Genomic DNA, 13,148 nt, shown 5'->3' on the forward strand with positions numbered 1-13,148 from the left:
CACTGTGCCATTTACCTGGGTTGACTGGGCGATCGTTGCAATCGTCGCCATCTCCGCATTGATCAGTCTGAGCCGCGGCTTCGTCAAAGAAGCATTGTCGCTGCTGACCTGGATCATCGCAGGAGTCGTTGCCTGGATGTTCGGTGGCTCACTGTCCGAGTACCTCGGCGGGTACATTCAAACGCCATCGGCTCGTATAATCACGGGCTGTGGAATCATGTTTGTCGCCACTTTAATCGTAGGCGCAATGATCAATTATCTTATCGGCGAACTGGTTCGCGTCACCGGGCTCTCCGGGACCGACCGATTCCTCGGCATGGCCTTCGGCGCCGCGCGTGGCGGGTTGCTGGTGGTTATCGCCGTCGGGCTGTTGAGCCTGGGGCCGGTACAGCAGGACGGGTGGTGGAAAGAGTCACAGCTCGTGCCAAAATTTTTATTGGTCGCCGACTGGTCCAAAAACCTGATCCTCGGGTGGAGCAGTCAGTGGCTTGCCAGCGGAATCAGCGTACCCGCTGATATTCCGTTCAAGGAGCACCTCTTGCCGATGGCCAAAACGCCTCAGTGAGTTGTGTTCAGTTCAGATCCATTAAGTAGGGGTTGCGTCGCATGTGTGGCATCGTCGGTATCGTCGGTAAGTCGAACGTCAATCAGGCGCTGTATGACGCGCTAACCGTCCTCCAGCACCGCGGCCAGGACGCTGCCGGTATCGTTACCAGCCATGATGGCCGGTTATTCCTGCGCAAGGACAACGGCCTGGTGCGTGACGTGTTCCATCAGCGTCACATGCAGCGTCTGGTCGGTCACATGGGTATTGGCCATGTGCGCTACCCGACCGCGGGCAGCTCGACCTCGGCCGAAGCTCAACCGTTTTACGTCAACTCGCCTTACGGCATCACCCTGGCGCACAACGGTAACCTGACCAACGTTGAGCAACTGGCCAAGGAGATTTACGAATCTGACCTGCGCCACGTCAACACCAGCTCCGATTCGGAAGTGCTGCTCAACGTGTTCGCGCACGAACTGGCCCAGCGCGGCAAGTTGCAGCCAACCGAAGAAGACGTGTTCGCCGCCGTGACTGACGTGCACAACCGTTGTGTCGGTGGCTACGCTGTCGTGGCGATGGTGACCGGCTACGGCATCGTCGGTTTCCGCGACCCGCACGGCATCCGCCCGATCGTGTTCGGCCAGCGTCACACCGACGAAGGTGTCGAGTACATGATCGCCTCCGAAAGCGTTTCCCTGGACGTGCTCGGCTTCACCCTGATTCGCGACCTGGCACCGGGCGAAGCGGTCTACATCACTGAGGACGGCAAGCTGCACACCCGTCAGTGCGCGACCAACCCGTCGTTGACTCCGTGCATTTTCGAACATGTGTACCTGGCGCGTCCGGATTCGATCATCGACGGCGTCTCGGTCTACAAGGCCCGCCTGCGCATGGGCGAGAAGCTCGCCGAGAAGATCCTGCGCGAGCGTCCGGATCACGATATCGACGTGGTCATCCCGATCCCGGACACCAGCCGCACCGCGGCCCTGGAGCTGGCGAACCACCTGGGCGTCAAGTTCCGCGAAGGCTTCGTGAAGAACCGCTACATCGGCCGGACCTTCATCATGCCGGGTCAGGCCGCGCGGAAAAAATCCGTACGCCAGAAGCTCAATGCCATCGAGCTGGAATTCCGCGGCAAGAACGTGATGCTGGTGGACGACTCCATCGTTCGCGGCACCACCTGCAAGCAGATCATCCAGATGGCTCGCGAAGCAGGCGCCAAGAACGTCTACTTCTGCTCCGCAGCGCCAGCGGTGCGTTTCCCGAACGTCTATGGCATCGACATGCCGAGCGCCCACGAACTGATCGCGCATAACCGTTCGACCCAGGACGTAGCAGACCTGATCGGCGCTGACTGGTTGATCTATCAGGACTTGCCTGACTTGATCGAAGCGGTCGGTGGCGGCAAGATCAAGATCGACAAGTTCGATTGCGCGGTGTTCGATGGCCAGTACGTCACCGGCGACGTCGACGAGGCTTACCTGAACAAGATCGAGCAGGCACGCAACGATGCCTCCAAGGTCAAGACGCAGGCAGTCAGTGCGATCATCGATCTGTACAACAACTGATTTAACACCGGCCCTGTAGGAGCTGGCTGTAGGAGCTGGCTTGCCAGCGAAGAGGGCGTCACATTCAACATCACCGTTGCCTGTGATACCGCCTTCGCTGGCAATCCAGCTCCTACACAAGCCAGCTCCTACAAAAGGCGTCTCTCCTCAAGGCCGGTTTCGTACCTACTATCGAATAAGGCAAGGAGTGACAGCATGAGTCAGGAATGGGATGCCGGTCGGCTGGACAGCGACCTCGAAGGTGTAGCGTTCGATACCCTGGCCGTACGCGCCGGTCAGCACCGTACGCCGGAAGGCGAACACGGTGATCCGATGTTCTTCACCTCCAGCTACGTGTTCCGTACCGCCGCCGACGCCGCTGCGCGCTTCGCTGGCGAAGTGCCGGGCAATGTTTATTCGCGCTACACCAACCCGACCGTGCGCGCGTTCGAAGAGCGCATCGCCGCGCTGGAAAGCGCCGAGCAGGCCGTGGCGACCGCCACCGGCATGGCGGCCATCATGGCCGTGGTGATGAGCCTGTGCAGCGCCGGTGATCATGTGCTGGTGTCGCGCAGCGTATTCGGCTCGACCATCAGCCTGTTCGAGAAGTACTTCAAGCGTTTCGGTATCGAAGTCGATTACGTGGCCCTGGCGGACTTGTCCGGTTGGGATGCAGCGATCAAATCCAACACCAAATTGCTGTTCGTCGAGTCGCCGTCCAATCCGCTGGCCGAATTGGTAGATATCGCCGAACTGTCGAAAATCGCCCACGCCAAAGGCGCGATGCTGGTGGTCGACAACTGCTTCTGCACCCCGGCCTTGCAGCAGCCGCTGAAGATGGGCGCGGACATCGTCGTGCACTCGGCCACCAAGTTCATCGACGGCCAAGGCCGTTGCATGGGCGGCGTGGTTGCCGGTCGCAGCGAGCAGATGAAGGAAGTGGTGGGTTTCCTGCGTACCGCCGGCCCGACCCTGAGCCCGTTCAATGCGTGGATCTTCCTCAAGGGCCTGGAAACCCTGAACCTGCGGATGAAGGCCCATTGCGCCAACGCCCAGCAACTGGCCGAGTGGCTGGAGCAGCAGGCAGGCATCGAGAAAGTCCATTACGCCGGCCTCAAGAGCCATCCGCAGCACGAACTGGCGCTGCGCCAGCAGAAGGGTTTTGGTGCGGTCGTCAGTTTTGAGGTGAAGGGCGGCAAAGAGGGCGCCTGGCGCTTTATCGATGCCACGCGCCTGATTTCGATCACCGCCAACCTGGGCGACAGCAAAACCACCATCACCCATCCGAGCACCACGTCCCATGGCCGCCTGGCGCCGCAGGAGCGTGAAGCGGCGGGTATTCGTGACAGCCTGATCCGCATTGCGGTCGGTCTGGAAGACGTGGCGGACCTGCAAGCCGATCTGGCGCGCGGCTTGGCTGCGTTGTGATCGACTTGTCTGCGCCGATCGCAGGCTCAAATGGCCGCGTAGCGCTGGTGACCGGTGCTGCGCGGGGCATTGGCCTGGGGATCTCGGCCTGGCTGCTCAGCGAAGGCTGGCAAGTCGTGCTGACGGATCTGGACCGCGAGCGCGGCTCGAAAGTGGCGAAAGTGCTGGGTGACAACGCCTGGTTCATCGCCATGGATGTCTCGAATGAAGGGCAGGTCGCGCTGGGGGTGGCCGAGGTGCTCGGCCAGTTCGGGCGCCTGGATGCGCTGGTCTGCAATGCCGCGGTTGCCGATCCGCATAACATCACCCTGGAAAGCCTCGATCTGGCTCACTGGAATCGGGTGTTGGCGGTGAACCTCAGCGGGCCGATGTTGCTGGCCAAGCACTGTGCGCCGTACCTGCGCGCTCATGGCGGTGCCATCGTCAATCTGGCCTCGACCCGCGCCGGGCAGTCGGAACCCGACACAGAGGCCTATGCGGCGAGCAAGGGTGGTTTGTTGGCTCTGACCCATGCACTTGCAATCAGTCTTGGCCCGGAGATCCGGGTCAATGCCGTCAGCCCTGGCTGGATCGACGCGCGCGATCCTTCGGTGCGGCGTGCCGAACCCTTGACCGAAGCCGATCATGCCCAGCATCCGGCGGGCAGGGTAGGGACGGTCGAGGATGTCGCGGCGATGGTGGCCTGGCTGCTGTCGAGAAATGCCGGGTTTGTCACCGGCCAGGAATTCGTGGTCGATGGCGGCATGACCAAGAAGATGATTTACAGCGAGTGATGGGGGCAGGGTGCGGTCTTCAGCATTTGATGTTGAATGTGCTGCCCTCATCGCGAGCAAGCTCGCTCCCACAGAGGGAGAGAGCATGCTTTTAACTGTGGGAGCGAGCTTGCTCGCGATGGCGGACTGATGGTTGCCGACATTGGCCGGAATGAAATGATTTTGTCTTTTTCAGAAAAACTTCAATCCTGCTATTGACTTAGGTTCGCTACCTGCGTAAATTTCGCGGCCTCGGAGATGCAAACGGGTGATTAGCTCAGCTGGGAGAGCGTCTGCCTTACAAGCAGAATGTCGGCGGTTCGATCCCGTCATCACCCACCACTCCCGAGATACTTGCGAAAGCAAGAGGTAGGCTGAAATGCCTCCACCGACGCGCAGCGGTAGTTCAGTCGGTTAGAATACCGGCCTGTCACGCCGGGGGTCGCGGGTTCGAGTCCCGTCCGCTGCGCCATATTTTCCGAGTCGGGCATGCCTGGCTCGAGATTGAAAAGCTACTGAGTTTTCAATCAGACGAGTTACTTGGGCATCTGCTCAAAGCGATACGCAGCGGTAGTTCAGTCGGTTAGAATACCGGCCTGTCACGCCGGGGGTCGCGGGTTCGAGTCCCGTCCGCTGCGCCATATCTGCCCCGAGGCCCACTGAACGCCTTGGAGCTACGAAGAAAGCCGTTGGTTTACTTCGAGTCGATAGCAAAGACCCTGGTCGAAAGACCGGGGTTTTTTGTGTCTGAAATTCAGGTTTTTCTCCTCTCGCCTTTTTCCAAACGGACCTTTCTGCATGCCCCTTTGCATGAGTGGCCGATTGGAGCTGACGACGCCGTCGTTCAGCGGCGCCTCTGACCTCGCGCTACCGAGATTCATGGCTACTGTTAACGTGCTGCGTTGAATAGTCGCATTTTTTTGATTTGTCGGTCAGTTTTTGGTTTTCCGTAAGGTCATAAGTCTATAAACTTAACCTTTCGGTCAGCTTTGCACTGTCAACACAGCCCTTTGCATCGTCGAAAAGGGCTTCTGCAAGACTCGAGATTTTCCAGTAGATAACCAGAAGGGCGGACCCCATAACCGCCCAGAGGATGATCCATGTCCAACCGTGATATATCCCGGCGCTCGTTCCTTCAGGGCGGGCTGGTAGCGGGCGTGAGCGTGACGCTCACGCCATTGAGCAGCCAGGCGCTGGCCGCCTTGATGGAAAACAGCGTGACCGTGCCGTCCGAGCAGTGGCTCGGCAACAACGGCAAGGCGCGCGCCCGTAACGATGCCTTGTCCAAGGTCTGCGGCAGCAAAGTCTTTGCCCGCGACATCCGCGCCAAGGACATGCCGGGCTGGCCGCAGCAGCAAGGCCACGCCATGCTGCTCAAAACCATCAAGGCGGACCGCATCTACGCGGGTCTGGACCTTTCATGGCTCGGTGCCGAGTTGCAGCCGGACCGCATCGTCACCGCCGAAGACCTGGTCAAGGACGGCATCGTGTTCCCAGAGGAGCACGCCCCGGACCCACTGCTGCCGGCCGGCAAGGTGCCAATGTTCATCGGTCACCCGGTGGCGATCCTGATCTGGAACGACTTCGAGCGTTTCCGTCAGGCCAAGAACAAGCTCAAATTCAATGACAAGGCAATCCGCTACGGCGATATAGCGCCGTTCTACGAAGGCGATCCTTACGGCAGCTTCCGCTACGTACGCGTCGGCGGTGCGACCTCGGCCGACGAAGACGAGTTCGCCAGCCTCAAGGATTCGATCCTGTTCCCGATGCTGAAAAACCGGCGTCCGGTGTGGAACTCCCAGCCGAACCTGCACGGCAACCTGACCGAGCGCGGGTTGTTCTACGCCGACCGTATGAAGCAGCAGATCGATACGCCGCCGGACAACTGGCTGGTGTTCGACGAGCGCTACAAGACGCCGTCGATCGAGCCGGCCGCCCTGGAGCCGGACAACGGCAACGGCTGGTACGACCCGGCCACCAAGACCCTGCATTTCGTCGTCGCTACCCAATGCCCGCTGGAAGCCGCGACCGAGACCGCGAAGATGATCGCGCCGTCGCGTTTCGGTCTGGCCAACCTGAACATGCACCCGGGTTATACCGTCGGTTACGGCTCCAAAGACCACAACATTTTCGTCTACTACGCAGCTCTAGCAGCGTTGTACGGCGCCGGTGTACCGGTGCGCCTGGCCAACGACCGCTACGAGCAGTTCCAGAGCGGCATCAAGCGGCACCCGTTCGACATTCGCTATCAATTGGCGGTGGACAAGACCGACCACAGCTTCAAAATTTTCCGCGCTGAAATGAGCGTCGACGGTGGCGGGCGAATCAACTACAGCCCGTCGGTGGCTGCGGTAGGCGCCACGGCAGCCCAGTCGATTTACTACATGCCGCAGAACGATCTGCAGGTCACGGCCTATCACTCCCGCGCCGTTGAAGCCGGGTCGATGCGCGGCTACGGCACCCTGCAAAGCATGGCGGCGACCGAGATGATGGTCGATGAAATCGCCGGTCGCCTCGGTGTCGATGCCATTGAGCTGCGTCGCAAGAACGCATTGCGCTCGGGCATGAAAAACACCCAGGGTGCGATCCCGGCCGGTGCCTTGCGCCTGCACGAGATTCTCGACAAGGCGGCGGTCCACGACACCTGGAAAAACCGCGACGCGATCAAGAAGCAGCGCGAAGCCGCCGATCCGGACAGCTGGTACGGGGTGGGTTTCGCCATCTGCCAGAAAGACTTCGGTACCGGTTCCGAAGCGCCGATGGCCAGCATTGAATTCACTGCCGAAGGTCGCATCAGCCTGCGCCACATCGGTATCGAAATCGGCACCGGCATGTCCACCTCCCAGGCCATGGTCGTGGCCGACTTCCTTGGTCTCCCTGCGCACGAAGTGAAGACTGGCGAAACCGAATGGAAAGAGTTGCAGCTGATCAGTGGCGGCAACCCGTACATCATGAGCCAGGCCGAGCAGGACAATTTCCTGCGCAATCCACGCTGGGTCGGCAAGGTCGCTTCGGCTTCGTCGGCCACCAACTCGGCGTACTACTTCAGCCACGCCACCCGCGAAGCGGCGCGCGTGCTGTTCAACCACGGGCTGTGGCCGGCGGCGCTGGAGATTTGGCGACAAGGCCCTTATGGCGGCCAGGCCAACCCTTACGTGGTGCGCCGCGAAGACGCCCATTGGGTCGACGGCAAGCTCACCGCCAACGGCATGGAGCCACTGCCATTCGCCATGCTCGCCAAGCGCGTTCACGAACGTGGCCTGGTGAGCGGCGCCACCGTGCACGGTTTCAACCGCTGGAGCTGGGCCGAGGCCGAGTTCAGCATCGACGGCGTACGTGAGCGCTTGCCGCTCGATGGCCTGGCCGTGAAGTACGGCGACGGTGCACCGAAGGCGAAGAAGGCGCAGATGAACAGCGCCGGTTTCCATCTGCTGGATCGGCAGAACATCGCCTACCCGGCAACCCAGTTGAACAACGCGGCGGTGACTTACTACAGCCCGGTGGCGACGCTGGTGGAAGTGAAGGTCAACAAGGGTTCGAACGAAGTGTCGGTGCTCAATCATCACTCGTGGGTCGAGTGCGGTCGGGTGCTGGTGGACGAACTGGTCAGGGGCCAGCTCGAAGGCGGGATCGCCATGGGCATCGGCCACGCGTTGATGGAAGAAATGCCTTTGTACGAAGGCGGGCCGGGGGAGGGTGACTGGAACTTCAACCGTTACCGCCTGCCGATGGCGCGTCACGTCGCGGTGTGGAAACAGACGGCGGACATCTTGCCGCCATTGTCGCCGAGCGACCCGTCCAAGGGCATCGCCGAAGTGGTGATGATCCCGGTGGTCGGTGCCATCGGTAACGCCGTGGCCCATGCCATCGGTAAACGTGTCCGCGACCTGCCTATCACTTCTGCACGCATCAAGGAGGCCCTCAATGGCTAACCGTCCGCTTCAACTGACCCTCAACGGTCAATCCGTCGGCCCGGTGGACATCCCTGATGACCTGCCGATGATCGACTACCTGCACGAATACAAGAACCTCACCGGTTCGCGCCTGGGCTGCGGCCAGGGCATCTGCCACGCCTGCGTGGTGATCGTCGACAACCCCGACGGCACCAGCGAAGAAGTGCGCACCTGCATCACTGGCGCACACTATTTCGAAGGCAAGAAGGTTCGGACCATCGAAGGCCATGCGACCCGCGACGAGCAGGGCAAGGTCACCGAGCTGAACCCGATCCAGCAGCGCTTCGTCGACGAATTCGCCTTCCAGTGCAGCTACTGCGCGCCGGGCTTCGTGAATGCCGCGACCGTGCTGGTGGAAAAGCTGCAGCGTCAGCCCATCGTCAAAAGCCAGCTGGAAAAAGTCATCGAGGACAGCCTCGGTCATCACATCTGCCGTTGCACCGGGTACGTGCGCTACTACAGCGCCACGCGCAACGTGCTGACCGATCTCGGCCTGGTCAAGGAGGGTTAAGCATGAAGTTTCTACTTGGCCGCCTGGCATTGGCGGTAGGTCTGGCTGCGCCTGTGGTGGTGGCTCACGCGGATAATGCGCAGGTCAAGCAAGGCGAGTACCTCGCCCGTGCCGCCGACTGCATGGCCTGCCACACTGCGCCGGGTGGTGCGCCGTACGCGGGCGGCCTGCCGATCGTGTCGCCGTTCGGCACGATCTACGGGACCAACATCACCCCGAGCAAAGAGCACGGCATCGGCTTGTACAACGATGACGAGTTCTTCGCCGCGCTGACCGCAGGCAAGCGCCGTGATGGCGCCAACCTGTATCCGGCGATGCCCTACACCTCGTATCACCTGATGCCGCGAGCAGACTCCGACGCGATTCATGCCTACCTGAAAACCGTCGAGCCGATCGAGCGTGCCGCACCGGTCACCAGCCTGAGCTTCCCGTTCAACGTGCGCCTGGGCCTGATGGGCTGGAACATGATGTACGGCAAGGACGTGAAGCTGGAGCCGGCTGAAGGCAAGAGCGATGCCTGGAAGCGTGGCCAGTACATGGTCGACGTGCTGGGTCACTGTGGTGAATGCCACACCCCACGCGGCTTGCCGGGCGCGATGCAGCAGGACAAGCGCATGACCGGTGGCATTCTCAATGGTTATCTGGCGCCGAGCCTGCTGGCCACTGACCTGGCGGCCCGTGGCTGGAATCATCAGGACCTGAGCTCGTTCCTCAAGCACGGTATGAGCGCCCAGGGCACGATGTTCAATGAGATGTTCCCGGTGTTCCACAACAGCACCCAGGGCCTCAGCGATCCGGATCTGGCGGCGATGGCGACTTTCCTGCTCGGCGATCAGCCGCCGGCGGCGAGAATGCTCACCGAAGTGCCGTTGGACAAGCTGAGCCCGAGCGCCCGGCGCGGCCGTCAGGAATATTTGAATGTCTGCGCCGGTTGCCACGCGCCGGGCGGTGAGGGCAAGCCGCACATCGCCGTGGCCATGCGCGGCAACACCACACTGCGCCTGGAAGATCCGCGCAACCTGGTGCGGGTGATCGACGACGGTATCGGTGAGCAGAAGTTCTCCGGTTTCGAGCACATGCAACCGATGCCAGGGTTCGCCGGGAAATTGAGCGACGAGCAACTCACGGATCTGCTGAACTACCTGCGTCAGGGCTGGGGCGGTCAGCCGAATGATCTGGCGGTGAACGACGTGCAGAAGCTGCGGGCCGATGCGCCGCCGCTCGAGCACAAGGCCCACTGATATGCAGCATCTCGATCTGCAAGTGATACGCCGGGCACTGGAGTGGTCGGCGGCCGGTCAGCGCATCTGGCTGTGTACGGTGCTGGCCACTTATGGCTCGGCACCGCGCGCACCGGGTTCGCTGCTGGCGGTGAACACGCAGGGGCACTGGATTGGCTCGCTGTCCGGTGGTTGTGTCGAGGAGGACTTTCTCGAGCGAGTCGCCGAGGGCGCGTTTCTGCAGCCGGTCAGCGTTGTTCGTTACGGCGAAGGCGACGACCCACGCTCGCGCGTCAGCCTGCCGTGTGGCGGGGTGCTCGATGTGCTGGTCGAGAAGCTGGATGCCGATTGCGAGGTGCAAGCGCATCTGCGCGAGCTTGAGTCGGCGCTGTCGGGCCGACGGCGGTTGATCCGCGAAGTGGATCTGCAAAGCGGTGCGTGCAGCCTGTTCGATGATCGTGAGCAGGGTGTGCGTATCGAGCGTGAAATCGACCGGGTGCGCGTGCGCGTCGGCGCGGCCCAGCGCTTGCTGCTGGCGGGGTATTCCAGTGTCGCCCAGGCCTGTGCGGAGTTTGCCGTGGGCCTGGGCTTCGAGGTGATTCTGTGTGACCCGCGGGACGAAGTCCTGGAAGGCGTCGTGCTGGATAACGTGGAGATTCGCCGTCAACTGCCGTCGATGTTCATCGCTGATGGCGGCTGTCACAGCGACACGGCGGTGGTGGCGTTGACCCACGATCCACGTATCGATGACCTGGCGATGCTGGAGGCTGTTCGCACCGAGGCGTTTTACATCGGTGTGATGGGCTCCCTGCAGACCTCGCAAAAGCGCTTCGAGCGCTTGCGGCGCATTGGTGGTCTGGGAGATGCCGAGTTGGCGCGGATTCATGCGCCCATCGGGCTGAACCTGGGCAGCAAGACGCCGGCGGAGATCGCCCTGGCAGTGCTGGCGGACATCCTGCGGATTCGCAGCGGTATCCCTCGGGATCGGCTCTAACCCAAAACCCCTGTGGGAGCGGGTGTACGCAACATCTGCGAATATCCAACAATCATTGTGGGAGCGAGCTTGCTCGCGATGAGGCCGGCACATTCAACAGGGATGTCGCCTGCCAGTCCGCCATCGCGAGCAAGCTCGCTCCCACAATGTATTGCGTGTCGCTTAGTACCCGAACCTGTCCCGCAATCCGTAATACCACGCACCCAATGCCGCAAACGGTGTGCGCAGCATTTGTCCGCCGGGGAACGGGTAGTGGGGCAGGTCGGCAAAGGCATCGAAACGCTCGGCCTGGCCGCGCAGCGCTTCGGCCAGTACCTTGCCCGCCAGGTGCGTGTAGGTCACGCCATGGCCGCTGCAGCCCTGGGAGTAGTAGATGTTGCCGCCCAAGCGTCCGACCTGGGGCAGGCGCGACAGGGTCAGCAGGAAGTTTCCGGTCCACGCGTAATCGATCTTCACGTCCTTGAGTTGCGGGAATGCCTTGAGCATCTTCGGTCGAATGATCGCTTCGATGTTCGCCGGATCCCGCGCGCCGTACACCACGCCGCCACCGAAGATCAGGCGCTTGTCGCCGCTGAGGCGGTAGTAGTCGAGCAAGTAATTGCAATCTTCAACGCAGTAGTCCTGAGGCAGCAGGGTCCTCGCCAGTTCTTCGCCCAGTGGCTCGGTGGTAATCACTTGAGTGCCGCAAGGCATCGATTTGGCGGCCAGTTCCGGCACCAGATTGCCCAGATAAGCGTTGCCGGCGACGATGATGAATTTAGCCCGGACCTTGCCTTGCGGCGTGTGCACCACCGGATTCGCGCCGCGCACGATGCGCACAGCGGGCGACTGCTCGTAAATCGTGCCGCCCAGGGACTCGACCGCCGCCGCTTCACCCAGTGCCAGGTTAAGCGGATGGATGTGGCCGCCACTCATGTCGAGCATCCCGCCGACGTACTGATCGCAAGCAACCACCTCGCGGATGCGACGTTGATCCATCAACTCAAGCTGGGTGTGCCCGAAACGCTCCCACAGGCGCTTCTGGGATTCGAGGTGCCCCATTTGCCTGGCGGTCATCGCGGCGAACACGCCACCGTCTTTCAAGTCGCACTGAATGTTGTATTTGGCGACGCGCTCACGAATGATTCGCCCACCCTCGAACGCCATCTGCCCCAGCAACTGGGCCTGCTTGGGACCGACCGTGCGCTCGATGACATCGATATCGCGGCTATAGCTGTTAACGATCTGCCCACCATTACGTCCGGACGCCCCGAAACCCACCTTGGCGGCTTCGAGCACCGTGACCTTGAAGCCGCTCTCCAGCAGAAACAGGGCAGAGGACAACCCCGTATAACCGGCGCCAATCACACAGACATCGGTCTCGACATCATCCTGCAACGCCGGGCGCGGCGGAACCGCATTGGCCGATGCGGCGTAGTAGGACTCGGGGTAGGGAGTGTTAGCCATCCGGCAGCCTCTGTTTAATATATTTTACGAGTGCGCCGATCGTACCCGAGTTGAAAATCGCCCGCCAGCCACCCGGAAAATCTTCTTTGCACCGGCAAAATTAAATATTTTGCATATTCATAGGGTTAGCTCGAAAAAAGGTGTTGACACCCCTCCGGAATTCCGTAGAATGCCGCCTCACAGCAGGCACGTAGCTCAGTTGGTTAGAGCACCACCTTGACATGGTGGGGGTCGTTGGTTCGAGTCCAATCGCGCCTACCAAACAAAATCCGCTCTGCTGGGCGGTCTGGAAGGGCTCACCGAAAGGTGGGCCCTTTTTTGTGCTTCTGGATTTCATCAGAACGTTCACAAAATATCGGGTTCGTTCACACTGGGCAATGTGAACGCCGATATCAGTTCATTCACGGATGGGATTCTGCTCGGACCGGTGGGGGTTGAATCGGGTGTTGAAGGTTGTGATCAGCCTTGCGACTGCCTGACTGCGATGTCTCGGATGGTCTGGATATTCTGGTGGATTGCCGAGAGTACAAACCACACACCAGAGCCTAGGCACCCAACGGCGAAGCCAATCAGGGCGCCGATATACTCGTAATTGCCCTTCATTACAAAATATCCCACAGCTGTTGCCACGATGATCCCTATCCAGGCGAAGAAATTTACTACGGTGATCACGATGTCTTTCATTGTCTTTGCTTCCTGCGTGGTTTGAGTTGTTGTCATTTTGCTATCATCGAGATGGGTGGTAAATGGCTA

General features: G+C 60.9%; 10 protein-coding genes and 4 tRNA genes. 12 read left to right on the forward strand and 2 right to left on the reverse strand.

Translation table 11 applies throughout. The features are described 5' to 3' along the window. Window positions 1-4 precede the first annotated feature (4 nt). From AC1DKH_RS17920 to AC1DKH_RS17970, 11 genes are all read left to right on the forward strand, one after another. On the forward strand, window positions 5-565 hold the full coding sequence (locus AC1DKH_RS17920; protein WP_477754000.1) for a CvpA family protein: 561 nt from the start codon (window positions 5-7) through the stop codon (window positions 563-565). Between the two features lie 41 nt (window positions 566-606). Continuing rightward, a complete protein-coding gene (purF, locus tag AC1DKH_RS17925; protein ID WP_020795479.1) occupies window positions 607-2,112 on the forward strand; it encodes an amidophosphoribosyltransferase in 1,506 nt (501 codons plus the stop codon). Between the two features lie 195 nt (window positions 2,113-2,307). Next, window positions 2,308-3,519 (forward strand): O-succinylhomoserine sulfhydrylase, encoded by a 1,212-nt coding sequence (locus AC1DKH_RS17930; protein WP_477798801.1) that lies wholly within the window; start codon window positions 2,308-2,310, stop codon window positions 3,517-3,519. Continuing rightward, a complete protein-coding gene (locus tag AC1DKH_RS17935; RefSeq protein ID WP_477754002.1) occupies window positions 3,516-4,292 on the forward strand; it encodes an SDR family oxidoreductase in 777 nt (258 codons plus the stop codon). The genes AC1DKH_RS17930 and AC1DKH_RS17935 overlap by 4 nt, the downstream gene beginning before the upstream one ends. Window positions 4,293-4,537: 245 nt before the next feature. After that, window positions 4,538-4,613, forward strand: a tRNA-Val gene (locus AC1DKH_RS17940). A gap of 53 nt (window positions 4,614-4,666) precedes the next feature. Then, window positions 4,667-4,743: transfer RNA gene (locus AC1DKH_RS17945), tRNA-Asp, on the forward strand. A gap of 92 nt (window positions 4,744-4,835) precedes the next feature. Then, window positions 4,836-4,912, forward strand: a tRNA-Asp gene (locus tag AC1DKH_RS17950). 459 nt (window positions 4,913-5,371) lie between these two features. Then, window positions 5,372-8,203, forward strand: a complete 2,832-nt coding sequence (locus AC1DKH_RS17955; protein ID WP_477798802.1) for a xanthine dehydrogenase family protein molybdopterin-binding subunit — start codon at window positions 5,372-5,374, stop codon at window positions 8,201-8,203. Beyond that, the gene (locus AC1DKH_RS17960) at window positions 8,196-8,735 is read left to right on the forward strand and encodes a (2Fe-2S)-binding protein (protein WP_007982256.1); all 540 of its coding nucleotides are present in this window, start codon (window positions 8,196-8,198) and stop codon (window positions 8,733-8,735) included. Before AC1DKH_RS17955 ends, AC1DKH_RS17960 begins: the two co-directional genes overlap by 8 nt. 2 nt (window positions 8,736-8,737) lie before the next feature. Further along, entirely contained in the window at window positions 8,738-9,976 is a 1,239-nt protein-coding gene (locus tag AC1DKH_RS17965; protein ID WP_477798803.1) for a c-type cytochrome, read from the forward strand. A 1-nt stretch (window position 9,977) separates the two neighbouring features. Next, a complete protein-coding gene (locus AC1DKH_RS17970; protein WP_477798804.1) occupies window positions 9,978-10,949 on the forward strand; it encodes an XdhC family protein in 972 nt (323 codons plus the stop codon). A 162-nt stretch (window positions 10,950-11,111) separates the two neighbouring features. Here AC1DKH_RS17970 and AC1DKH_RS17975 read toward each other — a convergent pair whose 3' ends face one another. Then, on the reverse strand, window positions 11,112-12,395 hold the full coding sequence (locus AC1DKH_RS17975) for an NAD(P)/FAD-dependent oxidoreductase (protein WP_477798805.1): 1,284 nt from the start codon (window positions 12,393-12,395) through the stop codon (window positions 11,112-11,114). A gap of 184 nt (window positions 12,396-12,579) precedes the next feature. On the opposite strand from AC1DKH_RS17975, the gene AC1DKH_RS17980 reads away from it, so the two are divergent. Beyond that, window positions 12,580-12,656 (forward strand) — tRNA-Val (locus tag AC1DKH_RS17980). 198 nt (window positions 12,657-12,854) lie between these two features. Here AC1DKH_RS17980 and AC1DKH_RS17985 read toward each other — a convergent pair. Next, window positions 12,855-13,079 carry a hypothetical protein gene (locus AC1DKH_RS17985; protein WP_148060165.1) on the reverse strand — a complete coding sequence of 75 codons (225 nt, stop codon included), beginning with the start codon at window positions 13,077-13,079 and terminating at the stop codon, window positions 12,855-12,857. Between the last annotated feature and the right edge of the window lie 69 nt (window positions 13,080-13,148).

The sequence above is a fragment of the Pseudomonas sp. 05L36 genome (assembly GCF_056398125.1).